The sequence below is a fragment of the Rhizobium sp. GW821-FHT14E12 genome (genome assembly GCF_058803745.1).
On sequence record NZ_JBXAPH010000001.1, the window covers coordinates 1,316,319 to 1,342,184 of the forward strand.

At 60.8% G+C, this 25,866-nt stretch carries 29 protein-coding genes; 8 read left to right on the forward strand and 21 right to left on the reverse strand.

Going from position 1 to position 25,866, the window contains the following annotated elements:
* Window positions 1-179 precede the first annotated feature (179 nt).
* From ftsH to ybgC, 10 genes are all read right to left on the reverse strand, one after another.
* Window positions 180-2,123, reverse strand: coding sequence for an ATP-dependent zinc metalloprotease FtsH (gene ftsH, locus AC1RO0_RS06470; protein ID WP_498592061.1), 1,944 nt, complete (start codon window positions 2,121-2,123; stop codon window positions 180-182).
* A 125-nt stretch (window positions 2,124-2,248) separates the two neighbouring features.
* Window positions 2,249-3,571: a tRNA lysidine(34) synthetase TilS gene (gene tilS, locus AC1RO0_RS06475; RefSeq protein ID WP_498592062.1), complete on the reverse strand. Its 1,323-nt coding sequence runs from the start codon at window positions 3,569-3,571 to the stop codon at window positions 2,249-2,251.
* Window positions 3,572-3,576: 5 nt separating this feature from the next.
* Complete coding sequence (gene ybgF, locus AC1RO0_RS06480) at window positions 3,577-4,632, reverse strand: tol-pal system protein YbgF (protein WP_498592063.1); 1,056 nt, start codon at window positions 4,630-4,632, stop codon at window positions 3,577-3,579.
* A gap of 161 nt (window positions 4,633-4,793) precedes the next feature.
* Complete coding sequence (pal, locus tag AC1RO0_RS06485; protein WP_498592064.1) at window positions 4,794-5,327, reverse strand: peptidoglycan-associated lipoprotein Pal; 534 nt, start codon at window positions 5,325-5,327, stop codon at window positions 4,794-4,796.
* A 155-nt stretch (window positions 5,328-5,482) separates the two neighbouring features.
* Window positions 5,483-6,787: a Tol-Pal system beta propeller repeat protein TolB gene (gene tolB / locus AC1RO0_RS06490; RefSeq protein WP_498592065.1), complete on the reverse strand. Its 1,305-nt coding sequence runs from the start codon at window positions 6,785-6,787 to the stop codon at window positions 5,483-5,485.
* Between the two features lie 20 nt (window positions 6,788-6,807).
* Complete coding sequence (locus AC1RO0_RS06495) at window positions 6,808-7,233, reverse strand: hypothetical protein (protein WP_498592066.1); 426 nt, start codon at window positions 7,231-7,233, stop codon at window positions 6,808-6,810.
* 14 nt (window positions 7,234-7,247) lie between these two features.
* Window positions 7,248-8,471: a hypothetical protein gene (locus AC1RO0_RS06500; protein WP_498592067.1), complete on the reverse strand. Its 1,224-nt coding sequence runs from the start codon at window positions 8,469-8,471 to the stop codon at window positions 7,248-7,250.
* 9 nt (window positions 8,472-8,480) lie between these two features.
* Window positions 8,481-8,939 (reverse strand): protein TolR, encoded by a 459-nt coding sequence (gene tolR, locus AC1RO0_RS06505; RefSeq protein WP_498592068.1) that lies wholly within the window; start codon window positions 8,937-8,939, stop codon window positions 8,481-8,483.
* A gap of 27 nt (window positions 8,940-8,966) precedes the next feature.
* On the reverse strand, window positions 8,967-9,689 hold the full coding sequence (gene tolQ, locus AC1RO0_RS06510; RefSeq protein ID WP_007703346.1) for a protein TolQ: 723 nt from the start codon (window positions 9,687-9,689) through the stop codon (window positions 8,967-8,969).
* A gap of 416 nt (window positions 9,690-10,105) precedes the next feature.
* Window positions 10,106-10,564, reverse strand: a complete 459-nt coding sequence (ybgC, locus tag AC1RO0_RS06515; protein WP_498592069.1) for a tol-pal system-associated acyl-CoA thioesterase — start codon at window positions 10,562-10,564, stop codon at window positions 10,106-10,108.
* 136 nt (window positions 10,565-10,700) lie between these two features.
* Between ybgC and AC1RO0_RS06520 the strand changes: the two genes are divergently transcribed.
* The 5 genes from AC1RO0_RS06520 to bioB all read left to right on the forward strand — a co-directional run bounded on the left by AC1RO0_RS06520 (window position 10,701) and on the right by bioB (window position 15,593).
* Window positions 10,701-11,921, forward strand: a complete 1,221-nt coding sequence (locus AC1RO0_RS06520) for an NAD-dependent epimerase/dehydratase family protein (RefSeq protein ID WP_498592070.1) — start codon at window positions 10,701-10,703, stop codon at window positions 11,919-11,921.
* Window positions 11,921-12,784: a glycosyltransferase gene (locus AC1RO0_RS06525; protein ID WP_498592389.1), complete on the forward strand. Its 864-nt coding sequence runs from the start codon at window positions 11,921-11,923 to the stop codon at window positions 12,782-12,784. The genes AC1RO0_RS06520 and AC1RO0_RS06525 overlap by 1 nt, the downstream gene beginning before the upstream one ends.
* Window positions 12,781-13,692 carry an NAD-dependent epimerase/dehydratase family protein gene (locus tag AC1RO0_RS06530; RefSeq protein ID WP_498592071.1) on the forward strand — a complete coding sequence of 304 codons (912 nt, stop codon included), beginning with the start codon at window positions 12,781-12,783 and terminating at the stop codon, window positions 13,690-13,692. Before AC1RO0_RS06525 ends, AC1RO0_RS06530 begins: the two co-directional genes overlap by 4 nt.
* A 342-nt stretch (window positions 13,693-14,034) precedes the next feature.
* Window positions 14,035-14,610 (forward strand): biotin transporter BioY, encoded by a 576-nt coding sequence (locus tag AC1RO0_RS06535; RefSeq protein WP_498592072.1) that lies wholly within the window; start codon window positions 14,035-14,037, stop codon window positions 14,608-14,610.
* On the forward strand, window positions 14,607-15,593 hold the full coding sequence (gene bioB / locus AC1RO0_RS06540; protein WP_498592073.1) for a biotin synthase BioB: 987 nt from the start codon (window positions 14,607-14,609) through the stop codon (window positions 15,591-15,593). The genes AC1RO0_RS06535 and bioB overlap by 4 nt, the downstream gene beginning before the upstream one ends.
* Before the next feature lie 29 nt (window positions 15,594-15,622).
* Here the strand turns inward: bioB and AC1RO0_RS06545 are convergent, their stop codons facing one another.
* From AC1RO0_RS06545 to ruvC, 8 genes are all read right to left on the reverse strand, one after another.
* Window positions 15,623-16,186, reverse strand: coding sequence for a DinB family protein (locus AC1RO0_RS06545; protein ID WP_498592074.1), 564 nt, complete (start codon window positions 16,184-16,186; stop codon window positions 15,623-15,625).
* 14 nt (window positions 16,187-16,200) lie between these two features.
* Window positions 16,201-16,710, reverse strand: a complete 510-nt coding sequence (locus AC1RO0_RS06550) for an NUDIX hydrolase (protein WP_498592075.1) — start codon at window positions 16,708-16,710, stop codon at window positions 16,201-16,203.
* Window positions 16,697-17,617: a metallophosphoesterase gene (locus AC1RO0_RS06555; protein ID WP_498592076.1), complete on the reverse strand. Its 921-nt coding sequence runs from the start codon at window positions 17,615-17,617 to the stop codon at window positions 16,697-16,699. The genes AC1RO0_RS06550 and AC1RO0_RS06555 overlap by 14 nt, the downstream gene beginning before the upstream one ends.
* Window positions 17,614-18,657, reverse strand: a complete 1,044-nt coding sequence (ruvB, locus tag AC1RO0_RS06560; RefSeq protein ID WP_498592077.1) for a Holliday junction branch migration DNA helicase RuvB — start codon at window positions 18,655-18,657, stop codon at window positions 17,614-17,616. The genes AC1RO0_RS06555 and ruvB overlap by 4 nt, the downstream gene beginning before the upstream one ends.
* A gap of 164 nt (window positions 18,658-18,821) precedes the next feature.
* Window positions 18,822-19,436: a Holliday junction branch migration protein RuvA gene (gene ruvA, locus AC1RO0_RS06565; protein ID WP_368512218.1), complete on the reverse strand. Its 615-nt coding sequence runs from the start codon at window positions 19,434-19,436 to the stop codon at window positions 18,822-18,824.
* Window positions 19,437-19,448: 12 nt separating this feature from the next.
* Window positions 19,449-19,868 (reverse strand): type II toxin-antitoxin system VapC family toxin, encoded by a 420-nt coding sequence (locus AC1RO0_RS06570; protein WP_498592078.1) that lies wholly within the window; start codon window positions 19,866-19,868, stop codon window positions 19,449-19,451.
* Window positions 19,846-20,109: an AbrB/MazE/SpoVT family DNA-binding domain-containing protein gene (locus AC1RO0_RS06575; protein WP_047555377.1), complete on the reverse strand. Its 264-nt coding sequence runs from the start codon at window positions 20,107-20,109 to the stop codon at window positions 19,846-19,848. The genes AC1RO0_RS06570 and AC1RO0_RS06575 overlap by 23 nt, the downstream gene beginning before the upstream one ends.
* A 55-nt stretch (window positions 20,110-20,164) precedes the next feature.
* On the reverse strand, window positions 20,165-20,677 hold the full coding sequence (gene ruvC / locus AC1RO0_RS06580) for a crossover junction endodeoxyribonuclease RuvC (RefSeq protein WP_007701350.1): 513 nt from the start codon (window positions 20,675-20,677) through the stop codon (window positions 20,165-20,167).
* A 195-nt stretch (window positions 20,678-20,872) separates the two neighbouring features.
* Between ruvC and AC1RO0_RS06585 the strand changes: the two genes are divergently transcribed.
* The gene (locus tag AC1RO0_RS06585; protein ID WP_498592079.1) at window positions 20,873-21,871 is read left to right on the forward strand and encodes an LLM class flavin-dependent oxidoreductase; all 999 of its coding nucleotides are present in this window, start codon (window positions 20,873-20,875) and stop codon (window positions 21,869-21,871) included.
* 72 nt (window positions 21,872-21,943) lie between these two features.
* Here the strand turns inward: AC1RO0_RS06585 and AC1RO0_RS06590 are convergent, their stop codons facing one another.
* The 3 genes from AC1RO0_RS06590 to AC1RO0_RS06600 form a co-directional block, all read right to left on the reverse strand.
* Window positions 21,944-22,381: a DoxX family protein gene (locus tag AC1RO0_RS06590; protein WP_498592080.1), complete on the reverse strand. Its 438-nt coding sequence runs from the start codon at window positions 22,379-22,381 to the stop codon at window positions 21,944-21,946.
* Window positions 22,382-22,482: 101 nt separating this feature from the next.
* A complete protein-coding gene (locus tag AC1RO0_RS06595; protein WP_498592081.1) occupies window positions 22,483-22,944 on the reverse strand; it encodes a tetratricopeptide repeat protein in 462 nt (153 codons plus the stop codon).
* A 24-nt stretch (window positions 22,945-22,968) separates the two neighbouring features.
* Window positions 22,969-23,943, reverse strand: a complete 975-nt coding sequence (locus AC1RO0_RS06600; RefSeq protein ID WP_498592082.1) for an MBL fold metallo-hydrolase — start codon at window positions 23,941-23,943, stop codon at window positions 22,969-22,971.
* A gap of 333 nt (window positions 23,944-24,276) precedes the next feature.
* Between AC1RO0_RS06600 and AC1RO0_RS06605 the strand changes: the two genes are divergently transcribed.
* Both AC1RO0_RS06605 and AC1RO0_RS06610 read left to right on the forward strand, forming a co-directional pair.
* Window positions 24,277-25,065, forward strand: coding sequence for a sigma-70 family RNA polymerase sigma factor (locus tag AC1RO0_RS06605; protein ID WP_498592083.1), 789 nt, complete (start codon window positions 24,277-24,279; stop codon window positions 25,063-25,065).
* Complete coding sequence (locus AC1RO0_RS06610) at window positions 25,062-25,865, forward strand: anti-sigma factor family protein (RefSeq protein ID WP_498592084.1); 804 nt, start codon at window positions 25,062-25,064, stop codon at window positions 25,863-25,865. Before AC1RO0_RS06605 ends, AC1RO0_RS06610 begins: the two co-directional genes overlap by 4 nt.
* Window position 25,866: the final 1 nt, after the last annotated feature.

Here is a 25,866-nt window from a genome sequence, read left to right on the forward strand (position 1 = left end):
AATTCCATGGGCGGCGCGAACATCGATGCTTGAGGCTCATGCCACAGATTGCAAAACTCGGCACTTAAATTACCGAGAATGCCTATTACACCGCGTTACCGTTAAAAAGCACTAAAAAAGGCCAGTTCCCGTTTGCAAGGGAGCTGGCCTCTTCGTTTAGGCTCGATTGCCTCTATCGTTCAGTGCGGCTGCGGTTCGAAACCGCCCTCGGGCTCTTCGCCCTTGGCACCGAGCGAACCGTCCTTCTTGGCGCCGGTCTTCGGCACTGCTGAACCACGGCTCGGCGGCGTGTCATCGCCAAGATCGCGGGCGGGCTTTTCGCCGCGAATAAGCGCCTTGATCTCTTCGCCGCTCAGCGTTTCGTATTCGAGCAAGCCCTCGGCGATCGCCACGAACCCGTCGTGCTGTTCGGTGAGAATATCCTTGGCCTGACGGTAAGCCTGATCGATCAGGCGACGCACTTCGTTGTCGATCGTCTGGGCGGTCGCTTCCGAAACGTTCTTTGACTGCGAAACGGAGTGACCGAGGAAGACTTCCTGTTGGTTCTCACCATAGGCGACCAGACCGAGCTCGTCGGAGAAGCCCCATTGCGTCACCATGGCACGGGCAAGCTTGGTGGCCTGCTCGATATCCGAGGATGCGCCGGAGGTGATGTTCTCCTTGCCGAAGGTCAACTCTTCCGCAACGCGGCCACCCATCATGATGCAGAGGCGCGACACCATCCACTTGTAGCTCATCGAGTAGCGGTCGCCCTCGGGGAGCTGCATGACCATGCCAAGTGCACGGCCGCGCGGGATGATGGTCGCCTTGTGCAGCGGATCGGCAAGGGCGACATAGAGCGCCGTGATCGCGTGACCGGCTTCGTGATAGGCGGTGAGCTTCTTCTCCGCTTCGGTCATCGCCGAAGAGCGGCGCTCGGCGCCCATCATGATCTTGTCCTTGGCGTCTTCGAATTCCTGCATGGTCACCAGGCGCTTGTTGCGGCGGGCGGCCATCAGGGCGGCTTCGTTGACGAGGTTCATCAGGTCGGCACCGGAGAAACCGGGCGTGCCACGGGCAAGCGTCTTCAGATCGACGTTCGGAGCCAGCGGAACATTACGGGCATGCACCTTGAGGATGCGCTCGCGGCCGACGATATCAGGGTTCGGCACGACGACCTGGCGGTCGAAGCGGCCCGGACGCAACAGCGCCGGGTCGAGGACGTCAGGGCGGTTGGTGGCGGCAATGAGGATGATGCCCTCATTGGCTTCGAAACCGTCCATCTCGACCAGCAACTGGTTCAGCGTCTGCTCGCGTTCATCGTTGCCGCCGCCGAGACCGGCGCCACGATGGCGGCCGACGGCGTCGATTTCGTCGATGAAGATGATGCAGGGCGCGTTCTTCTTGGCCTGCTCGAACATGTCGCGGACGCGGCTTGCGCCGACACCGACGAACATTTCCACGAAGTCGGAACCGGAAATGGTGAAGAACGGCACGTTGGCCTCGCCGGCAATGGCGCGCGCCAGAAGCGTCTTACCGGTGCCGGGAGGGCCGACCAGAAGGACGCCGCGCGGAATACGGCCGCCAAGACGCTGGAACTTCTGCGGATCGCGCAGGAATTCGACGATTTCTTCTAGGTCCTGCTTGGCTTCGTCGACACCGGCGACATCGTCGAAGGTGACGCGGCCATGCGCTTCGGTCAGAAGCTTGGCCTTGGATTTGCCGAAGCCCATCGCGCCGCGCGAGCCGCCCTGCATCTGCCGCATGAAGAACAGCCAGACACCGAGGATCAGAAGCATCGGCAGCAGCGTGCCGAGATAGCTCAGGAAGCTCGAGGAGCCATCCGATTCCGGACGGCCGACGATGTTGACGTTCTTGCTTTGCAGACGATCAAGCAGGCTGTCATCCACGACCGGGGCATAGGTCTGGAAGGGTGTTCCATTCTCGACATAGCTGCCGACCACGCGATTGCCCGTGACGGTAACGTCGCGGACACGGCCGGAATCAACTTCCCGCAGGAATTGCGAATATGGAATTTCCCTGGAGCCTGTTTGTGCCGGCGCGTTCTGGAACATACTGAACAAGGCAATCAATAGCAGAGCTATGATTGCCCATAGAGCGAAATTACGAAAATTAGGGTTCATCGAACTCCCCAGCACTGAAACTTCCACCGTTGAACGGCGGCATTACTTGATCCCTAACATAGGGTTGCGCCAAGCCGTTGCCAAGGCAAACCACACCGACAGATGCTTTATTCCGTCAATAAGTCTCAAAGCGGCGGCGGCACATAGGGTTCGCGGCCGAGGCAAGCCGCCAACCGGTTGGCGAATGTGAGATTGAATCGTGTCAAAAACCGGTCGAAGGGCGCCAGATAGGGCGCAAACGTGACCGACGCGGCAGCGCCCTCGTCACCTGCAATGACTTTCGGCAGCACGGCGCGCGCGCGCAGCACGGCACCTTTCGGCAATCCTTCCGGAAACTCCGTTGCTCCCGTTATCCCCGCAGCTTCGACGCGAATGGCGGCGGCTCCATGATTGACGATCTGGAAACGGCCATCCCAGATACCAGCGGCTCCGGCGGCAAGCACAAGCGGCCGGATATCGCGGCTCTCGCGCATGAGGTAAAGCCCGTCCCGGCGCAAATCGAAAACGACACCGCCAGCCGTACGCCGACCCGGCCTGCCCTCGCCGATGAAATCCAGGATGCGGCGCATCCGTTCACGGCCAGGCCCATAGGGTTCGCCACCGAAGACAGCGGCGAGATGGGAGATTGCATAGGCGATGACGGCTTCATCGGCCGCGAGTGCCGCTCGGCTGATGGCGCATAGGACCCCGGCATGAACCGTAACATGTTCCTCCAGCCACGCCGCAGCGTCGGCCGAGCGCGCAACGCGCGCGGCACCTGCGTCCGGCGGAAAGAACAGCGCCGGTCCCTGCGACAGGCTTTTGCGCGTGCGGACGCGCTCGTAGCGGATATCTTCGTTGCTCGGGTCGTCCAGCCAGGACATGCCACGCCCCTCGAGATAGGCGCGAATATCCGCGCGACGGCAGGCCAGAAACGGCCTGGCAATCCAGATGCGCCGGTCGAACAACATCGCCTCGGCAATGCCCGTTCCCGCCCCAACCTCACCTTCGTTCAGGCGTGCCGTACGCATGGCCAGCGTCTCGCGCTGATCGTCTGACGTATGGGCGGTGACGATGACATTGGCCGAGATTTCAGCGGCGATATCGGCAAGCAGCCCATAGCGCGCTTCGCGAGCGGCGGCCATGATACCGTTTTTCGGCTTCTCGCCCTCCCATCGGCGAATGACATGCGCAATTCCAAGCGATGCGCAAAAAGCGGCGACTTCGCGCGCCTCCTCGGCGGCTTCGGCGCGCAGTCCGTGATCGACGGTGGCGGCGGAGACGATGGCGTCGGAATTCGGAAGGGATTTCAGATGTTCTGCAAGAGCGGCCAGGAGGCCGGTGGAATCGCTGCCGCCGGAAATGGCGACCAGAATATGTGCGGGCTTGAAAAGGGAATAAATGAAATCGGCCGCTGCGGCTTCGGGCATTTGCACTGTGGCAGCACCATTCGCAGCGTCAGTGGACATGGCAATCAGCAGGCAAGACGCTTTTCTTCGCTGGCCACCTTGTTGGTAACAGGCTTCGAAGCCTTCGGATAACGCTTGGTCACTTCGCGCAGCGTCGCGCAGGCGGTGTCCTTGTTGTCGAGGGCAGCAAGCGACATGCCGAGCTTCAGGAGCATCTCCGGCGCCTTCTCGGAAGTGCTGTATTTCTGATGCGCATTCAGGAAGGTCTTGGCGGCATCATTGTACTTGCCTTGCGAATAGAGCGCTTCGCCAAGCCAGAAATTGGCGTCCGCCGATCGGCTGCTGCTCGGGTAGCTGTCGATATACTGGCGGAACTCCTGTTCGGCGACACTGTAGTCGCCGGACAGAACGTGGCCATAGGCCGCCTTGTATTCATCATTCTCGCTACCGAGCGACGCCGTCTGCGTGCCGGAACCCGCGCTCGGCGGTGCGCCGGAGCTATTATTGGCGCGCGACGCCGTCGCGCCGATCTGCTTGCCGTTCTGATCCAGCTGTATCGAGCCGAGCTGGGTCGGCGGCTTGCCGGAACCACCACCCTGCTGAGCCGTGGCCGGCATATCGCTACCTGAATCGCCGATGACGCCGGCGATATCGTCCTGCTGGCCGCCAGCTGGAGCCGGAACATCGGCTTCGCTCTTCTTCATCGAGCCGCCAGTCGCCGCGCCGCCAGCAGGGGGATTGCCCGAACCGCCGCTGCTGTTGCTGCCGCTACCGCCGCCGCGCTTTTCAAGCTGCTGGAAACGAAACTCGTTGTCTTCCTGCGTCTTGCGAATCTGCTCCTGCATCTGCAGCAACTGATAGCTCATCTCTTCGACGCGGCCGTTCAACTGGCGCATCTGGTCCTCAAGTTGCTGCAGGCGGACTTCCGCATTGCTGCTCTGGACGTTGATGACAGGCGCCTGTTCGACCTGACCCTGACGAACGGCATTGCTCGGAGCAGCCTGTTCCGAGGCACCACGGCCGCCAAGATGCAGTCCGAAAAGTGAAAGGGCAGAGGCGTCACGCTCACTACCGACGACAGCGGCGAGGCAAAGCACGCTCGCCACGACAAGTTTTCTCATATGGATCTATCCTGTTCCATTGATTCTTCGCGCCTTGGGCACAACACAGGAGATTTTTACAATTACTCTCAAAAAGCAACGGAGTTCGGCCAAAGTGTGGTCAAAAAACCAAAGGCGGCCACGGGGGCCGCCTTTGCACGTTTTGAGCGGAATTTCGGCTATCAGGAACCGGCGCCGTTGAGCACGGTGACGGCGCGACGGTTCTGCGACCAGCAGGAAATGTCGTCGCAGGTCGCGACCGGGCGTTCCTTGCCGTAGGAGATCGTCTTCATGCGCTGAGCCGGAACGCCGCGCGAAGCGAGATAGTCCTTGGTAGCGGCAGCACGACGTGCGCCGAGAGCAAGGTTGTATTCGCGCGTGCCGCGTTCGTCGGCATGGCCTTCAACGGTGATTGCGTAGTTCGGATAACGGGCGAGCCACTGAGCCTGACGGTCGAGCGTCTGGGAAGCATCAGAACGGATCGACGTGCTGTCAGTGTCGAAGAAGATGCGATCGCCGACGTTGACCGTGAAGTCCTGCGCCGAGCCCGGAGTAGCACTGCCGGCACCATTGAGGCCGAGGCCGTTGGCATCGTTCGGCAGGCCCTTCTTGGAGGCGCAGCCAGCCAGCGAAAGGCCGACGAAAAGCGCGATCATGATCGGGTTGCGTGCGAGGGTCTGCATGTGGCCAAGGGCCGGGGTAGCGATGCGGCTCATGGCCGGTCTCTCCTTAAACATCTCTATCAGGGTTGCCAGACTGTAACCGGATGCGGTTAATCCGATTTCAACAAATATGGTTAATGCTGTCTTAAAATTGTCCTTAACTGGTCCAGTCACAGGACTTTGCGGCGATAACGTGGCGCGCGCCTTCCCTACTCGAGAAGCGGCGACCAGGCCGGGTCGGAAGCGAAGCCCGGAGACGGGATCTTCTGCTCGTTGTAACCGGTCAGGTCGATCGAATAGAGCTGCGGTCCGCTGGAGCCGGCCGGCTCGCGGAAGAACATGATGACACGGCCGTTCGGCGCCCAGGTCGGGCCTTCGTTATGGAAGCCAGTGGTCAACAGGCGCTCGCCCGAACCGTCGGTCTTCATCACGCCGATCGAGAAGGTCCCGCCCGACTGCTTGGTGAAGGCGATGAGATCGCCGCGTGGCGACCAGACCGGCGTCGAATAGGAACCGTCACCGAATGAGATGCGGCGCTGGTTGGAGCCGTCGGCGTTCATGACATAGATCTGCTGCTTGCCGCCGCGGTCGCTTTCGAAGGCAACCTGAGTGCCGTCGGGTGAATAGGACGGCGAGGTGTCGATGGCTGCCGTCGACGTCAGGCGCGTTGTCGTGCGCGAGCGCAGGTCCATCGTATAGATGTTGGCATTGCCTTCCTGCTGCAGGCTCATGATCACCCGCTGGCCGTCCGGCGAGAAGCGCGGCGAGAAGGTCATGCCGGGGAAGTTGCCGACGATTTCTCGCTGGCCCGTCTGCAGCTGCAGCAGATAGACGCGCGGCTGCTGGTTGGCGAAGGACATGTAGGTCACTTCCTGCCGGCTCGGCGAGAAGCGCGGCGTCAGCACGAGGTCGCTGCCGTCGGTCAACATGCGAACATTGGCACCGTCCTGATCCATGATGGCGAGCTGCGTCTTGCGGGCGGTCTTCGGACCGCTTTCGGCGACGAAGACGACGCGGGTGTCGAAGTAACCCTTTTCACCGGTGATCTTCTCATAGATCGCATCGGCGATGATATGGGCGACACGGCGCCAGTTGTCCGGCTGGGCATAGAACTGCTGGCCGATCATCTGGCTGTTGCCGAAGGTGTCCCACAGGCGGAATTCGGCGCGAAGGCGGCCTCCATCCTGGGTCACGCGGCCGGTCACCAATGCCTGGGCATTGATCGCCGTCCAGTCCGGGAAACGCGGGGTCGAGTCGGGATTGCTGATCTTCTCGATGAAGGCCTGCTTGTTGATCGGCGCAAACAGGCCGGACCGCTGCAGGTCGGCGGCAATCACGCCCGAGATCTGCGCCCCGAGACCATCATTCGACAGCAGATCGGTAATCGCGATCGGCATGGGCTGGACATTGCCCTTGTTGATGTTGATCTCGACCACGGCGTAAGCGGGCGAAGCATAGGCTGCCACCAGGCCCGCCAGCACCAGCAGGAGACGGAAGAAGGGTTTTTTGAACATATGTGCCAAGCCTTTCAGCATTAATGCGCCAGGTTGCTGGTATCGAAGTTGATGATGACTTCTTTCCAGGCATCGTATTTATCGAGTGGCAAGTTCTTGAAGGGGGCGGATCTGAGAACAGCACGAGAGGCGCTCTTCGCGATCGCTTTACGTGTCTGTTCCGGCCCACCGGTTGCCGTCACCTCTGGGGTGCCAATAATTTGCCCGGATTTATCGAGTTTCATGTGCACTGCGACACGTACTTTGTCAGCATGAGGCAAATCAGCTGGGATATTCCAATTCTTCGTGACCTGCTCATGGAACGCGAGCATTTCAGCTTGACTGAAACCCGTCTTGTCAGCGCCATCGACCGTTTGGCTTCCGGCGATGGCCGGAGCGGCCACGGCGACGGCCACAGCCAGCGTCAGCAGCGACGGACAGTTGAGGTGACGCCAGACCTTGTTCATCAAGCTCTTCCGCATCACATTCCCAGGTCCGCTGCACTGAAATTGACGACGACTTCCTGCCAGTCTTCATATTTGTCCGGCGGCAGGATCTTTAGGTAATCCGATTGCGCCCGCATGACAGCGCGCACAGCGGCGCTCTGCATTGCCGACTGCGTCGAAGCCGGGCCGCCACTCGTCGTAGCATCCGGTTCGCCAACGATCTGCCCGGACTTGTCGAGCCTGAAGTGCACCTTGATCCGCACATCGCCCGCACCTTCCAGGCCTGGCATCAGGTTCCAGTACTTGGCGATCAGGTCGCGCAAGCCGTCCTGCTGGCTCTGGCTGAGTTTGCCACCACCGAGCGATTTCATGCCGCCGCGCGAGGTAACTTGAGTATCGGCTCCGGCGGAAGCCTGCTGAGACGAGCGCTTCGCGCCGCCCTTCGACGACGTATTGCTCAGAACGTTGGCGATCTCATCAGCAAGGCCGTCATCCAGACCCTTGTTGGAGCCTTTGGCACTCTCGCGCTTCTTGTCGCTGTCTTTCTTGCCATCGTCCGCCGAGGTGGTCTTGCTGGTGCTCTGCGTCGTCGTCTTGTCCGTCGGCTTGGCGTCGGCCACCTTCACATCCGGCTTCGGCGCAGGTTTGACTTCCGGCTTCTGCTCGGCGGTCTTCGGCGGCGTGGGTTGCGGCTTTATGTCCGGCACGGGAACATTGTTCGGCAGTTGGATTTCAGCCTGCTGTTCGGTCGGCGGCGGTGTTGGCGTCGCATCAGCCTTCGGGGTCGGCGGCGTCGGATCGGTCTTCGGCGTCGGAGTAGGCGTCACGTCCGGCTTCTGCTGCGGGACGGCAGCCACTTCCTTCGGCGCGGCTTCGGTGTCCTTCTGCTCGATCGTCTTGACGTCGTTCGGCCGTGGATCGTTCTGCGGAACAGGCGCGTCAACCTTCTTCGGCGCCAAGGCTGCGGTGTCGCTCTCCGGCCGCTTTGTCGGCACAACCGGGCTCTTGATATCCACGTTGTTCTCGCCAGTATTTTGAGCGTTGGCGACCTGGTCCTGCTTCGTTGTCTGCTTGCGGGAGACGTGATCCGTCACCGGCGCCTTCTTCTCACCCTGCTGGAGCTGGTCTGCCGTCACGATGTCGACATCCATCGCCGTGCTCTCCGGCGTCTCCAGCGGAGCCGGCGCCGTCAGCGTCAGCATGGCGCCGACCAGCACCAGGATATGAAAAACCGCCGATGTGACGAGACTGCGCTTCATGTCGATCCGTCAGTGATCCGTTGTCTGCTGCGTGACCAGGCCGATATTCTTGTAGCCGGCCTCCTGAATGCGCGACATCACGTCGGCGATCACGCCGTAAGGCGCTTTTCCGTCGCCGCGCACGAAGATGCGCTCGTTGTAGCCGGTCGTAGCGATCGCCTGCAGCTTGGCGGCAATATCAGCCGCATCAATCTGCGTTTCCTGCAGGAAGACCTGGCCGTCGGCCTTGATGGAAAGGGTGATCGGCTGGGTCTGGGCATTCAATGCACCAGCCTGCGTTTGCGGCAGGTCGATCGGTACGCCCGATGTCATCATCGGCGCGGCCACCATGAAGATGATCAGCAGCACGAGCATGACGTCGACCAGCGGCGTCACGTTGATCTCGGAGATCGGGCCGCCCCGGCTTCCGCCACGACGACCGCCCCGGCGGCCACCGCCGCCACCATTGCCTCCAACAGACATTCCCATATGAGTTACTCCGGTTCCGTCTGTGCTTTACTGAGCAGCCTGACGAGGCTGCAGCTTCTCGTCGATCTGGCGCGACAGGATAGCGGAGAATTCATCCGCAAACCCTTCCATGCGCGCCGACAGCTTGCCGGCATCGGCCGAGAACTTGTTGTAGGCGATAACCGCCGGAATAGCGGCGACGAGGCCGATGGCGGTTGCGAGCAGAGCTTCGGCGATACCCGGAGCGACGACCGCGAGATTGGTCGACTTCGAACCGGCGATCGCCTGGAACGAGGTCATGATACCGACAACCGTGCCGAACAGACCGATGAACGGACCGGCCGAGCCGATGGTTGCGAGCGATCCGAGGCGGGCGCCCAGATGTTCCGATTCACGCGCCAGCGTCACGTCCATGGCGCGGTCGATACGCATCTGCAGACCGATCGGCGACCGTGCGCCGCGCTCGAACGACTTCTTCCATTCGCGCATGGCGGCGACGAAGATGGCGCTGAGGCCGGTATTGGTGCGCTCCGAAAGCGTGCGGTAGAGCTCTTCGAGCGACTGGCCGGACCAGAAGACCTGTTCGAAATGATCGAACTGCCGGCGTGCCCGGGCAAAGCTCAGATATTTGTCGATGACGATCGCCCAGGTCCATACGGACGCCGCGAGCAGACCGAGCATGACAAGCTTGACCACCAAGCCCGCCTGCATGAAGAGTGACCAGAGTGTGATGTCCGGTGTGGTGGCCGCGGCCAATGCTACTTGTTCCATTGATCCAAAATCCCCGAATCCAAACGCCCGGCGCTAGACCGGGCGGCTAAAAGTGATCTCACAAGAATTGTTTGGCAGCCGCCGCTGAACGCCCTGGTCAAGCCTTCCAAGCTATACTGCCTTCTTGCCGTCAAATTTGGTCAAAGGAAGGCGTGCACCGCACAAACTCTGACGCGATCAGTAAGACACTATTATGGTTAAAAGAATGTTAGCGTCGAAACATGAAAGATTTAACAGTGAAGGCTATTCTAGCTCCTGGAAAGAACTGACCGGGCGATGCCGGCGGCAGACGCAGACAAATCTTGCGCGCGGCAATTCCTTCACATAAAACTCATGTTTAAGCAAGACGACTTTTGGGCGCTGCAATATTCACCCGCATAATACCGCCTAATTTAAAAGTGATCGCTAATGCGACACTAAAGCGCAGTAGCGTCCGACGCCACCAGCATTTGCGCGGCCAGTTTCTCCGGCAGCCGTCGAGGCCGTCCCTTGGCATTGATCACGGCAATGATGACCTTGGCGGCGATCAGTAGCGTGTCGTCGCGCCGGATCTCCTGGGAAAGCACCATCTTGGCACCGCCGGCCTTCTCGGTCACGGTACGGATCGTCAGAATATCGTCCATCCGCGCCGGCCCCTTGAAGTCGATCTCCATGCGATGGACGACGAAAACCAGCCCCTCTTCGTCGGCATTCAGCAGCTCGCGCTGCTCCACGCCAAGGCAGCGCAGATAGTCCGTGCGCCCCCTTTCGAGGAAATGCAGATAGCGCGCGTGATAGACGAGGCCGGAAAAATCCGTATCCTCATAATAGACTCGCTGCACCAGCCGGTGGCTACCGGCCTCCAGTTCCCCGGCAATCAGAAAGGGGCTGTTCATCGTTGCCGCTTCTCCAAAAAATTATCGGGCTCTCTTTGGCCGAAGTTCTGCCATCAAGCAAGCTTTGAACAATTGTCACAGATTCTGACTATCCGGGATGGTGCCGGATAGCGAACGATGCAGAAGGAACGATCTCATGAAAATAGCGGTAATGGGCGGCGACGGTTTCATTGGTTGGCCAACCTCGCTGCATCTCTCCGATGCCGGTCATGAGATCCATATTCTCGACAATCTCTCCCGCCGCTGGATCGACACGGAACTCGGCGTGCAATCGCTGACCCCGATGGATTCGATCCAGGAGCGCACCCGCATCTGGCACGCCGAGACCGGCCGCCGCATCCACTTCAACCTCATCGACCTTGCCAAGGACTATGAGCTTTTGAAGAAGTGGCTGGCTGAGCACCGCCCCGATGCCATCGTGCATTTCGCCGAGCAGCGCGCCGCGCCCTATTCGATGAAGAGCGACCGTCACAAGAATTATACGGTCAACAACAACGTCAGCGCCACGCACAATCTCCTGAACGCGCTGGTCGAGCTCAATCTCGACGCCCACCTCGTCCATTTGGGCACTATGGGCGTCTATGGCTATTCGACCGTCGGCGCCGCCATTCCGGAAGGCTATCTACCGGTCGGCATCGAGACGGCGGATGGCCGCTCCGTCAGTCAGGAAATCCTCTATCCGGCCAATCCGGGCTCGATCTACCATATGACCAAGTGCCTGGATCAGCTTCTCTTCCAGTTCTACGCCAAGAATGATGGGCTCAGGATCACCGACCTGCATCAGGGCATCGTCTGGGGCACACATACGGAACAGACCCGCCGTCACGAACAATTGATCAACCGCTTCGACTATGACGGCGACTATGGCACCGTGCTCAACCGCTTCCTCATCCAGGCGGCGATCGGCTATCCGCTGACGGTGCACGGCACCGGCGGCCAGACCCGCGCCTTCATCCATATCCAGGATTCGGTGCGCTGCATCGAGCTCGCGCTGAAGAACCCACCGCAGTGCAATGCCCGTGTCGAGATCTTCAACCAGATGACGGAGACGCATCGCATCCGCGATCTCGCCGAGATGATCGCCAAGATGAGCGGCGCGGAGATCGTCCGCCTGCCCAACCCGCGCAAGGAAGCCCCGGAAAACGACCTGATCGTCAAGAACGACAAGTTCCTCGGTCTCGGCCTGGCGCCGATCACGCTGCAAGCGGGGCTTCTGAGCGAGATCGTCGATGTCGCCAGGAAATACGCCTATCGCGTCGACCGCTCGCGCGTCCCGGCCGTATCCGCTTGGACCAAGGATCTGGCGACGACGGTCAACCACGATCCCGAAGGCAAGCGATTGAAGTCCGTCTCATGATGTTCGGGAGCGAACAGTTGCAGGGAGTGCGGCCGCGCAGCAGATCACGGGCGCGGCAGGCCTTCGTCACGCTTGTTACCAATACCGACTACGCCATGGGTGCGCTTGCACTGGCGCGCTCGATTGCGCGCACAGGCACCAGGGCGGATATCGTCGTGCTGCACACAGCTGGCGTCGACGAAAGCGATCTGGCGCCGCTGGAGGCGCTCGGCTGCCGGCTGGTGGACGTCGATCATCTGCCGCTTTCCGACGAATTCAACGAGCGCCACGCGCGCGGCAATCTCCACGCCAATGCGCCCTTCACCAAGGGCCGCAAGCCATCCTTCCATTCGCCGCTCGACAATTTCTGCAAGCTGCGGCTCTGGCAGCTCATCGACTACGACACCTGCGTCTTCATCGATGCGGATGCGCTGGTGCTGAAGAATGTCGACAAGCTCTTCGACTATCCCGAATTCTCCGCCGCGCCCAATGTCTATGAGAGTCTTGCCGATTTTCACCGGATGAATTCCGGCGTCTTCGTCGCCAAGCCTTCGCTCGCAACCTTCAAGGACATGCTGACGCTGCTCGACAGCCCCGGCGTCTTCTGGCGGCGTACCGACCAGACTTTTCTTGAGACCTTCTTTCCGGACTGGCATGGCCTGCCGGTCTTCATGAACATGCTGCAATATGTCTGGTTCAGCATGCCCGCGCTTTGGGACTGGAACAGCATTTCGATCCTGCATTATCAATATGAAAAGCCTTGGGAGGAGAACCACCCGAAGGCCGACAGATTGAAACCGCTGATCGATCTCTGGCACGAGTTCCACGCCGGGCGCGATGTGCCCGATATCTCCGCCTTCGCCAATCCGGACGTGGCTGCATGAAAGTCCTGGTATCGGGCGGAACAGGTCTCGTCGGCCGCTATATCGTCGAGGAACTGCTTTCCGCCGGATATCACGTTGCCGTCGGCGGCCGCAGCCCGCCGCAACCCCACCTCTTCTCGCAGCCAGTCGCCTTCGTGCCGCTGAGCCTCGATCCGTCCGACAATCAAAGCGGGGCCTTCGACGACGCTTATTTCTTCGTCCACGCGGCTTTCAGCCACGTCCCCGGCAAATATCGCGGCGGCGAAGGTGACGATGCCGAAGGCTTTCGCCGGCTCAACCTCGACGGCACAGTCAAGCTGTTCGAAACGGCAAAACAGGCCGGCATCCGCCGCTGCATCTTTCTGTCATCACGCGCCGTCTATGGCGACCGGCCGGCCGGCGAGGTGCTGACGGAGACAAGCAAACCGGCGCCGAACACGCTCTATGGTGAAGTGAAGCGCGATGCCGAGCATGCACTCTTCTCGCTCGCAGCCCCCGGTTTCACCACGGCAAGCCTCAGAGCCACCGGCGTCTATGGCGACCTTCGCCCAAATAAATGGGACGGGCTTTTCGCCGATTATCTCGCCGGAAAGCTCGTTACCTCCCGCGCCGCAACCGAAGTCCACGGCCGCGATCTCGGCCGCGCTGTTCGCCTGCTTCTGGAGACCGAGACGAGCCGCGTCGACGGCGGGGCGTTCAATCTCTCCGACGTCCTGACCGACACGCACGAGATTCTCGGGCATCTGCAAAGGGCAACCGGCTGTCCGCATGCCCTGCCCGCCCCGGCTCCGCGAGGTGTCGTCAGTGAGATGGACACCTCGAAAATCCGTGCACTCGGCTGGCGCGGCGGCGGAACGGCGGCGCTGAAGGAAACCATCGAGAACTTGGCGAAAACTACAACGCAGCATGATGCGCCTTCCCGCGCCTAGATTCGCGTTAACGTGCAGTCTCGATAAAATTATCTATAAAAATTCAATAGTAGCTGCATCTATTGCCATCCCGACGGAGATCGGCGAAGGGCTCACGTAAGCCGACCGTTATTATCGCTTTATTCCAAAAACTTAACGAGAGATCCAGCGCAAGATAGCTGTGTCGATAGCTCACCGAACATGCCGATCGGAACAGTTAAACACCTTCAAAATTCGACGTTCCGCTCACCATCTTCCGCGACATGATAGATTTTAAGCCACTCACCATTGCTATCTCGGCAACCTTATAGATAATTTAGCGATAGAATCACGGTATTATCTATAATTTATCAGAGGAGCAGCATGACCCACCCCACCGCCAGCCCCATCGAAAGCCGATTTACATCTCCCGTGCGAACCGCGTTGACAGTCATTGCCGGCGCCGCGCTGATGACGATTGCCGCCAAGACCCAGATTCCGTTCTGGCCCGTGCCGATGACCCTGCATACGCTTGCCGTCATGGCATTCGGGGTGGCCCTTGGGCCACGCATCGCCGTCTCGATCTTCCTGACCTATCTCGCGGCCGGCGCCGCAGGACTGCCCGTCTTCTCCGGCTCGCCGGAACGCGGCATCGGGCTTGCCTATATGGCTGGACCGACAGGCGGCTATCTTGCCGGTTATCTCGTCGCCTCCTGGCTGGTCGGCACACTGGCGCTCGGCAAAGGCGCCCTCGGACGCACAGGCGCCATGCTTGCCGGGCTCGTGACCGTCTATGCACTCGGCGCGGCATGGCTCGCGGCCTATGTGCCGCTCGACCGCCTGCTGAGCGTCGGCGTCGTGCCGTTCCTGCTCGGCGACCTCATGAAAATCGGCCTTGTTGCAGTAGGTGCAGCGATATTGCCGGCCACGCTCGCTCAGCTTCAGGGGAAGCGCCCATGATGGCGGCGGACGGTACGATCCGGCATGACTGGGCCATCGACGAAATTGTCGCCCTGCACAATCTGCCTTTGCTGGAGCTTGTTGGGTGGGCCAATGCCGTGCACCGCATGCATCACGACCCGAACAAGGTTCAGAAGGCCAGCCTGCTGTCGATCAAAACCGGCGGCTGCCCGGAAAATTGCGCTTATTGCCCGCAATCGGCGCATCACCGCGAGGTTGACCTCACCCGCGACAGGCTGATGGATCCCGAAAGCGTGGTGGCGATGGCCGCGACCGCCAGGGAAGCGGGAGCGGAGCGCTTCTGCATGGGTGCTGCCTGGCGCCAGGTCCGCGACGGCCGTGAGTTCGATGCCGTCATCGAGATGGTCGAGGGCGTCCGCGCGCTCGGCATGGAGGCTTGCGTCACGCTCGGTATGCTGAAGCCCCACCAGGCCGAACGGCTCGCCGCCGCCGGCCTTACCGCCTACAACCACAATCTCGATACCAGCCCGGAATTCTACGGGCAGATCATCACGACGCGCACCTATCAGGACCGGCTGGATACGCTGGCGACGGTACGATCCTTCGGCATCGACCTGTGTTGTGGCGGCATCATCGGCATGGGCGAAACGATCCGTGACCGCGCCTCGATGCTGCATGTCCTTGCGGGAATGGAGCCGCACCCCGAAAGCGTGCCGATCAATGCGCTTGTTCCGGTCGAGGGCACGCCTCTGGCAAAGCGGCCGGTGATAGACCCGCTGGAGCTCGTGCGTATGGTAGCCACGGCCCGCCTCGTCATGCCGGCCTCGACGGTGCGGCTTTCAGCCGGCCGGTCGAATCTCAATCGCGAAGCACAGATCCTGTGTCTCGTCGCAGGCGCCAATTCGGTCTTCTATGGCGACACGCTGCTGACGACGCCCAATGCCGGTATTGGCGAGGATGCCGAGCTCTTTGCCGCGATAGGGGAGCTGGAATGCGACCACGTTTCCGCTTCCGCGGCGTGAGCAAGGACAGGTAACCGACGACGAGGCGGCTAACGCATCAGCGTCGCCTCGTCCCAGCCAAGCTCCATCAGTTCCTCGCCGCGAAACCTGGCATCATCGGCAACGATGAACTCATCCAGTTGCGGCGGGGCGACGCTGCTGCCGGCAAGCATGGCATGCACCTGACCGCGATGATGGGTCTGATGCTGGAACAGATGACTGAGCACGTCCTCGGCCCGTTCCCGCTGGATGCGATTGCCACGATGAAGATCGATTACCCTTGCAAGTGCGTCGGGATCGAGTGTCTCGCAAACAGTGACGAGCCGTCGGTCGACGCTACCCTGCTCGACCGACAAGGCCTCGAGCGTGTCAAACGGCTCATCGACATCGAAAGCCTTCATGCCGAGCGTGCCGCCTTCCAGCGCATCGACGTAAAACCAGTCGACGATCAGGATATGATTGAGCGTTGCCTTGATCGACGGGAAGAAGCTGACACGTTTCGCCTCGAACTCGCCGGGCTGAAGCGCCGCGCAGGCCCAATAGAGCCGGGCGTTCGCCAAGGCATTGTTGTAGGCCAGCTTGCGGAAGACACGGGTCGGATCGAAAGCGGACATGCATCACTCCCCCTCTAGGCTTTGTCCAGGTCGCCATCCCGCCAGACCAGATGACGCGGCGCCGGCGGCAGGTTCTCGATCTCGTCAGCGATGAAATAGGGCGGGATATCGAGCGCGACCAGCGCCTCCCGCGTCGCCCGCACCCATTTGAATTCGAGCTGGTTGTCGCCATCCTCGATACGGTGGACGATCTCCTGCGGGTGAAACGGGAAACTCTGCGGGATATCCATCAGATAATAGAGCCCCAGCTCGTGCCAATCGCGCTGCTCGTAGTGGAAGAAATTCTCCACCATCCAGAGCAGCCGGCCAACCGTCACCTCGACGCCCAGCTCCTCGACCATCTCGCGCTGCAACGTCTCCTCCGACGTCTCGCCGATCTCGGCCCGGCCGCCCGGGAAGGTCCAGAACGGCTCATGCTCGGCGCGGTGAACGAGTACATGCCCGTCGCGAAAGCCAAGGCCCGCCACGCGCACCTGAAACCGCGATTGACCGGCGTTTAGCCTGATAAGCTTACGCTTCGGCATTATCTTCCCCCAGATCGACCACGACGATTTCCGGCGGTACGCCGAAGCGAACAGGCACCACCGAACAGCCGAGGCCGCCGGAGACGATGAGATGACGGCGCTCCTCGATGATATGGCCATAGACGTACCGATCGCCATAGCGCGACGGCAGATAGGGCGACCAACCGAGAATCCGGACCTGCCCGCCATGCGTATGGCCGGACAACGTCACCGACACCCGCGACGGCACGGTCGGGAAGATATCGGGCTCATGGGCAAGCAGGATAATGGGCGCAGCGTCATTGACCTGCGCCAGCGTGCCGTCGAGATCATCAAGCCCCGTGGTCACTGGACGCCTCCAGCGGATGCTCCGGCGCAGAGCGAGCTGATCTTCGAGACCCGCCAGCCAGAAGCCGTGTCCATCCTTTTCCAGGCGCGCCGCGCGATTGGAATAGACCGGAATTCCGACATCGGCCAATGCTTTATGGCTGAAGGTCGGGCCATGGCCACTCTTTTGCGCGGCCGCGTCATGCCACCAGTCATGATTGCCGATAATGGCGTGCACGCCGAGCGGTGCCTTCAAGGCCGCCAGTTCCGCCGACCAAATGCGATGGTCGACGCGGCCGGTCACAAACTCCGTCCCGGAGGTATAATCGCCAAGCAGGACGATCATGTCGCCGCCAAGACTATTGGCATGTTCGCAAATGGAGGCGATGCGATCGGCTGTCATCCACGGCTCGCAGGCATGAAGATCCGTGAGGACGACGATCTTCAGCTTCAGCCCCGGCGTCCAGCCCGGCGGCGTCAACTGGTAGCGGGTCACGTTCAGACGGACGATCGGCTCAAATCCGAAGGCATAGCCGCCAAGTGTCATCAGCCCGGCGATACTGCCGCCGAAAAGCTTCAGGAAGCCGCGACGGCTGATCACTCAGCGTCCCCTTGGAACAGCCCGAACTGCGCCGCTTCCAGGTCCCTCGGCGGCTGCATATCAAGATGTTTCCAGGCAATCGCCGTCAGCACGCGGCCGCGCGGCGTGCGCTGGATGAAACCCTGCTGGATCATATAAGGCTCGATAATATCCTCGATCGCGTCGCGCGGTTCGGAAAGGCCCGCGGCGATGGTTTCGATACCGACCGGGCCACCGCCGAAATTCACAGCGATCATGTTGAGATAGCGCTTGTCGAGCTGATCGAAACCGACATTGTCGACCAGCAAACGCGTCAGGGCTTCGTCTGCAATCTCGCGGGTCACGGCTTCGGCTTTCGCGACCTCGGCGAAATCGCGCACGCGGCGCAACAGACGACCGGCGATGCGTGGCGTGCCGCGAGCGCGCCTGGCAATCTCGCGCGCGCCCTCTTCGGTGATGCCAAGCCCCATCAGCCGCGCACCGCGCCTGACGATCAGTTCCAGTTCCTCGACCGTGTAGAAGCTCAGGCGGACCGGAATGCCGAAACGATCGCGCAGCGGCGTCGTCAGCAGGCCGAGACGGGTGGTGGCGGCGACCAGCGTGAATTTCGCCAGATCGATCTTGACCGAGCGCGCCGCCGGGCCTTCGCCGATGATCAGATCGAGCTGGAAATCCTCCATGGCCGGATAGAGGATTTCCTCGACGGCCGGATTGAGGCGATGGATTTCATCAATGAAGAGCACATCACGCTCTTCGAGATTGGTCAGCAGCGCGGCAAGATCGCCCGCCTTGGCAATGACAGGGCCGGAGGTGGAGCGGAAATTGACACCGAGCTCCTTGGCCATGATCTGCGCCAGCGTCGTCTTGCCGAGACCAGGCGGCCCGACGAACAGCACATGGTCCAGTGCCTCGCCACGCCCCTTGGCGGCTTCGATAAAGACCTTCAGATTGGCGCGTGCCTCCGCCTGGCCGGTGAATTCGTCCAGCGACTGCGGCCGGAGCGTCACATCCAGGTCTTCGCCCCGCTTTTCCGGCGATATCAGACGCGCGGCTTCACTCATGTCAGACGTTCCATTCCCGGTATGCGTTTCGCGGCTTTAGTATCGAGAGTCACGGCGACGGCACCATGGTCTACCCCTCCGTGATCATCGTTCTGCAAAAGAGCAGCACGAGTCGATCCCCTTACTTTGAGACAATAGTAAGGAATGGGGAAAGGTGCAAAGAATCACCGCGACAGTTCCTTCAAACCCAGCCGGATCAGCTTGGCGCTATCGGCCTCGTCTCCGGCCACCTTCATCGCTGCCGCGATGGCATTCGCGGCCTGATCGCGGGAATAACCGAGATTGGTAAGCGCTGATACGGCATCGGATACCGGCGCCGAGGCGACGCCCTCGCCCAACTCCTGTTTGAAGCCGATATTCGTCGCCTCGCCGGCAAAGGCCGGCACCTTGTTCTTCAGTTCGGTGACAATCCGCATGGCCACCTTCGGCCCGACGCCCGGCGCCCGCGATACGGCCGTGCGATCCTGGAGCGCGATGGCATTGGCAAGCTCCGACGGCGTCAGCGTCGACAGTAGCGCCAGCGCCACCTTGGCGCCGACGCCCTGCACGGTCTGCAGAAGGTTGAACCATTCCCGCTCCAGCACCGCCATGAAGCCGAAAAGCCGGATCTGGTCCTCACGGACATAGGTCTCGATGAACAGAATGCAGGCCTCGCCGACCGAGCCGAGCTTCGACAGCGTCCGCGCCGAGCAATAGGCGACGTAGCAGACACCATGCACATCCACGAGCGCATAGTCCTCGCCGATCTCTTCGATAGTGCCTTTCAACTTGCCGATCATGAATAATGTCCGTCAGGGATGGGTTTCGGGAGTGATGAGGTCAAGTGAAGGAAAGTAGGAACGATAACGAGAGGCATCCCGCGTCAACAGCCTGTGCCTTCGCCACTCGGCATGGGCACCAATGAGGAAGTCCGGAAGAGTCCGCTCCCGCTGACCGCCGGCAAGCCGATAAAGCCGGTGGGCCTTGCCGGCACGAAAAGCGGCTTCAAAGGGCATGGCTTCGCGCTTCATATCGAGCCAGGACAAAACAACCGTCAACTCCTCCTCGCTCAAAGGCGAAGCGGCGAGTTCCGACCAGACGATCGGGCTCATAACGAGATCCCCTTCGCCGACACATTGCTTCAGCAACTTCGCGGACCACTGCCGATGGTTCGATGCCGGACCAAGAATATCGATGAAGATGTTGGTATCAACGAGGGTCGACGTCGTCACGCGGACCTCTCAGAAACTCCATAAATTCATCCGTCGTCATGCCACCCAGGTCCATCGTACCCCCGACACGCTCCAGCCAGTCGTCGAAATCACGAATAGCCGGATCCGATGCCTCGGCGATCTTGACGAGCATCGCCCCGCTGCCGGAAGCGATGAAATCAACTTCCGAGCCTGGACCGATGCCCAGCCTGTCTCGAATTTCCTTGGGGATGGTCACCTGACCTTTTTCCGTAACACGCATGGTAATACCTCTTCAGTATTACTTAGCGATCAAAACAGAACAAGTCAAGAACAAACTACCCTGCCAACGCCGCCTGCCGTAGCCGGTTGGCACCGCGATTGTGGGCGTGACAGATAGCAATCGCGAGCGCATCGGCGGCGTCGTTGCCTTTGAACTCCGCTTTCGGCATCAGGATCTTCAGCATCATGTGGATCTGCTGCTTCTCGCCGTGGCCAACACCGATCACCGCCTTTTTGACGGCATTCGGCGCATATTCGGCGACCGGCAAGCCGGCGCGCGCGGGCACCAGCATGGCAATGCCGCGCGCCTGGCCGAGCTTCAGCGTCGCCACCGCATCCTTGTTGACGAAGGTCTGCTCGACCGCCGCCTCGTCCGGCTTGTAGCTATGAACGATATCGGCAAGTCCGTCGTGAAGCTGGCAGAGGCGAGAGGCGAGATCCATATCGCCATCCGAGGTCACCGTTCCCGAGGCAACGAAGCGCAGCGAATTGCCGAGCGTGTCGATCACGCCCCAGCCGGTGCGGCGCAGGCCCGGATCGATGCCGATGATGCGAATCGTGTTTTGCATGGGGTCAACCTATCTTTCGAGGTTGAGATGTGCCAGCAAAATGTGAACAAAACAAAAACATCTCACAGCCAAGTACCCAATTCCGGTACTTTGAAAGCGCGGCAAGAAAATCGGCAAGGCGGGGTTTGGAATGACGTGTCCGCGCTCCTACATGGGAAGCATCAAACCTCCCTTTCACCACGCAGGTCTCTTGCCATGGTCCCCTTTTCGATTCTCGATCTTTCGCCCGTTGCCGAAGGCAGCACCGTCAGCCAATCCTTCGAAGGCTCGAAGCGCATGGCACAGAAGGCGGAGGAGCTTGGCTACACCAGGTTCTGGCTGGCGGAGCATCACGGCATGCCGGGCGTTGCCAGCGCCGCCACGGCGGTCGTGATCGGCCATGTCGGTGCCGCGACCTCACGCATCCGTATCGGCTCAGGCGGCGTCATGCTGCCCAACCATGCGCCGCTGGTGATCGCCGAACAGTTCGGCACGCTGGAAGCCCTGTTCCCCGGCCGCGTCGATCTCGGCCTCGGCCGGGCTCCGGGCACGGATATGCGGACCGCCCAGGCGCTGCGCCGCAATCTCGACGCCGGCGCCCAGAGCTTCCCCAACGATATCATCGAGCTGCAACACCTCTTCAGCCCCGCCGACGAGAACCAGTCGATCCTCGCCGTGCCCGGCAACGGCGCCAAGGTGCCGATCTGGCTGCTCGGATCAAGCCACTACAGCGCCCATCTCGCCGCCATGCTCGGCCTGCCCTATGCCTTCGCCTCGCATTTCGCTCCGGAGGCCCTGCTCGACGCCGTCGCCATCTACCGTGATCGCTTCACGCCCTCGGCAACGCTCGACAAGCCCTATGTCATGGTCGGCGTCATGGGTTCGGTGGCTGATACGGATGAGGAGGCGCAATATCATTTCACTTCCGCGCAGCAGCAATTCGTCAACCTGCGTCGCAACATCCGCGGCCCCTTCCCCCGCCCACGCAAGGACATGGACGACTTCTGGACGCCGATGGAAAAGCTGAACGTCGAGCACACGCTGCGCTACGCCGTCGTCGGCTCGCCCGCAACGGCAGAGGCCAAGCTCTCGCAGTTCATCAAGGATACGGAAGCCGACGAGGTCATCATTTCGATGCCGATCCACGATATCGAGGCGCGGCTGAAATCGGTGGAGCTGTTCGCCACCCTCCCGAGTTTCAGACAAGTCTCCTGACTTTCCGTAGCAGACAAAACACCCGATGAGCCGACTTTGCTTGGTGGCGGCTCCTCGGGTGTTCTCAGTCGATCAAGATGCGAGATTCATCTTCCAGTAGCGTTGGATGACCGTATCCAGAGACAGCTTGCCGGCGCCGGCGACGATCAGCACAAGCATTCCGCCTGATATCGCCAGATCCTTTTCGAAGTGCAGGAGTTCATTGTGGCTGGCGAAGTTCGTATGAAACAGTAACGCCGTCAGCACGCAGAACAGGCAGAGGCCGAGCGCCGCCAACCGGGTCAACAATCCGGCAACAATGGCAAGGCCGCCGGCAATTTGCAGCAGGATGGTCGCCGTCGCGACGGGTGCGGCAACGCCAAGCTTAGCCATGGCCTCCAACGCATTGTCGAAATGACTGAGCAGCTCGATACCCTCCTGCAGGAAGAGCAACGACAGCAGCATGCGGCCGAACAGCAGCCCTATGTCAGCCAAATTGACGAGAACGGTACTTTCCTCTTCGAATTCCATGGATGATCTCCCTTGTAACCAGCGCCCAGATATCTTTCGGGGCGGTACCTCCGTGGCTTGAGCCGAACGGAAGCGCCGCCTCGATGATCGGATAACGAGTTCTAGCTTCCTCCCTTGGCAGCGATCGCCTTGGTCAGATCTTCCAGCTCCTCGCAACCGGCCGGGCAGAGCTTGGTGAGTGTGGCAAGCTGCTCGCGAGCCTTGGGCATGTCGCCGGTCTCGACGTAGAGTTCGCCGAGATATTCATGCGCGCCCTTGTGATCGGGCTGCAGTTCCAGCGCCTTGGTGTAGTATGTCAGCGACGTCCGGAAATCACCGGTCTTGCGCAGGGTGAAGCCCATCAGATTGTAGACATCAGCTTGCTGATGCTCCTCGGCGATGTCGCGAAGCTCGGCAAGCGCACCGGCATAATCCTTCGCATCGATTTTGGCGCGTACCGAGGTTAGATCCGGCGCATCGGTGGATTCCATATTATCGACGGCGAAGGCGACCCCGGCCGTGGCGGCTGGAATGACGATGACGGCACACAGGCCGGCAATTCCGATAATGGCATGTTTCAACATGGCTTCTGCTCCTTCTTTGGCCGTTCAGGCCTGAATGGTGGGGGTAAATCCGTAGGCATTGCCGTCCTTGACGAAGGTGCCGGAGCCCGGGAATGGAAAATGCGAGCCGCAGATCCTGATCTTGTCGGCGATGACGCGGTCGATCAGCCTGCGGCGGGTGGCGACGGCCCTCGGGCCGTCCTGGTCGTAGCTGCCCTCCCATTCGGGATGGGGAGCCAGCAATGCCGGCACGTACATGATGTCAGCGGAAACAAGCAATTGCTCGCTGCCGCCATCGATATGGAAGACCGAGTGGCCAGGTGTGTGACCATACGCCGCCATGATGCGCACGCCCGGCACGACTTCGGCGCCGTCGTCCACCAGTTTCCAGTTCTTCCACTTCGGGAAGACGGAGGCGATGCGTCTGCCGGCGTCCTTCCGCCCTTCTGCCAGCTTGTCGACGCGGCTGGGATCGGTCCACCAATTGTATTCGGTGGCGTTAACGATCAGCTCGGCATTGGGAAAGACCGGCGCATTCGTCCCCTTCTCCATCAGGCCCCAGACATGGTCGGGATGGAAATGTGAGATCATGATCGTGTCGATCTTCTTGTAGTCGATGCCGGCGGCGGCCATGTTGGCCGGAAGATGTGTGGCATTGGTCTGCCATTGTCCGACGCCCGAACCGGCATCCATCATGATCTTGCGGCCGCCAATATCGAGAACGACGACGGTCAGCGGAATGGGCATGAAGTCGGTCGTGAGGCCGGCCTTGGAAAGCGCCTCCTTGGTGTCGTCGACGGAAGCGTTCTTGATAAAGGCCGGATCGTGCGGCTTGTGCCAGATACCGTCATAGATGGCCGTGATTTCGACCGAACCGACCTTGTATTTGTAGAAGCCGGTCGTCGGCTCCAGCGGGGTTGCGGCAAAGGCTTGCGGAATGAATTCAAGTTTCGACGACAGTCCGAAGGCTGCCGCGGCAGCGGCCGTTCCGAGCACGGCACGGCGGGTCATGTCCAACATCGCAATATCTCCTCAGGGTGCTGGCTTTTCAGCCAGACGGAGGACGCTGCAGATTGCTGCCCCCGCTGAGGAAGAAGATCGACGGTCGTGGGGACTTATTCCTAGTCGCAAGAGGAATTCGTTCAAGTATCTGAAAGAAAACGAGCATTTTAAGTGTGAGCTGAGAGGTCGGGCCACAATCCACCGGATGCTGGCCGGCTGGATGCATCGCCTTCGATTTTTTTGCATGCCTACGGGAATAAAATCCGCGCGAGCGTGATCTAGGTCCTAGGCAACATTGCAAGCGCCGGAACCGAGGCTTAAAGTCGGCATCGGCGTTTCGCGGGGACCATGATGACAGACGCCCAGATGATCAGCTCTATTTCGTTCGACCGCCAACTTAATACAGTGACTTTGAGCTGGCTGCGAACGAGCGCGATACGCAGCCTGCAGCAATTGGCAGCCCGATTGGCCGCCATCCTTGCTGGAGAGAGCGGGCGCGGAAACGCAACACCCGCCTATCCCAGCCTCATGACAGCAACCGAGCTGGGCGCTCCCGCCAAGCCGCATGCGCGCACGATCTCATCCGCCGACGAGACCATGCGCCATTTCCAGCGCACCATTATTCCACATCTGGATGCCGCTTATAATTTTGCGCGCTTCCTGAGCCGGGATGCCGATGCCGCACAGGATATCGTGCAGGAGGCGTTCCTGCGCGCCTATCGCGGCTTTGGCGGCTTTCGCGATGGTGATGCCCGCGCCTGGACCTTCACCATTGTCCGCAACTGCTATCACGCCTGGCTGCAGGAGGGGCGACGCAAGACCCGTTACGAACAACCGATGCCCGATGGCGGTGACTCATCAGAAGACCCGCCTTCGCTGGAGGCGGTTTCCGAGGAAGACACGCCCGAGATGGCCCTTGCCCGCAAGACGGAAACGCTGAGGGTGCGTCAGGTCATCAACATGCTGCCCGACACCATGCGCGAAGTCCTGGTGCTGCGGGAGCTCGAAGACCTCTCCTACAAGGAGATCGCCGATATCATCGACGCCCCGATCGGCACCGTCATGTCGCGTCTTGCCCGCGCCCGCCGCGATTTCGGCGCGGCATGGCACAGCCTCGATGAAAAAGGGACTGCTCGATGAGCGAGGAGCAAACCAATGATCACGGCGAGTGGAACGACCTGCTGCACGGCTTCATCGATGGCGAGCTCGATACCACCAACGCCGCCCGTTTCGAGGCGCATCTTGCGACCTGCGCGAACTGCGCCCACGAGATGGAAGAGGCTCTCATAGTAAAGCGCCTTGCCGGCCGTGATGGCGTGAAATGGCAGGCGCCGGATGCGGTCCGCGCACGCGTTCAGACCGCGCTGGCGCTGGAACAGGCGATGATGGCGCGCGCCATGACCGCGACGACCAGCACGGAGAGCCCATGGCGCCGCTTCTGGCGGTTCGTCCGGCAATGGAGCTTCATACCCTCCCTCGCCGTGCTGGGAGCCAGCCTCATGCTGGTCTTGAACGTGCCGCAGCAGAGCCAGACGATCGAAGATCAGCTCCTTGCAAGCCATGTGCGCTCGATGCTCGCCGATCACCTGACGGATGTGCTGACCTCGGATCAGCATACCGTCAAGCCATGGTTCAACGGCAAGATCGACTTTTCTCCGCCGGTGGTTGACCTGGCGACACAAGGCTTTCCCCTTGTCGGCGGCAGGGTGGATTATCTGAATGGCCGGGTTGTTGCGGCACTGATCTACCGCCGGCATGGCCATACCATCAATCTCTTCATCTGGCCCGGCGCGTCCGCAACCCGCAGCATGGCTGAGAAGGAAGGCTATAATTTCGCCGAATGGTATGCGGATGGGCTGGTATTCTGGGCGGTTTCCGATGTTAGCGCCCCCGATCTCATTGCCTTTCGTGATGATTTCACGCGTGCCACCACACCCTAAG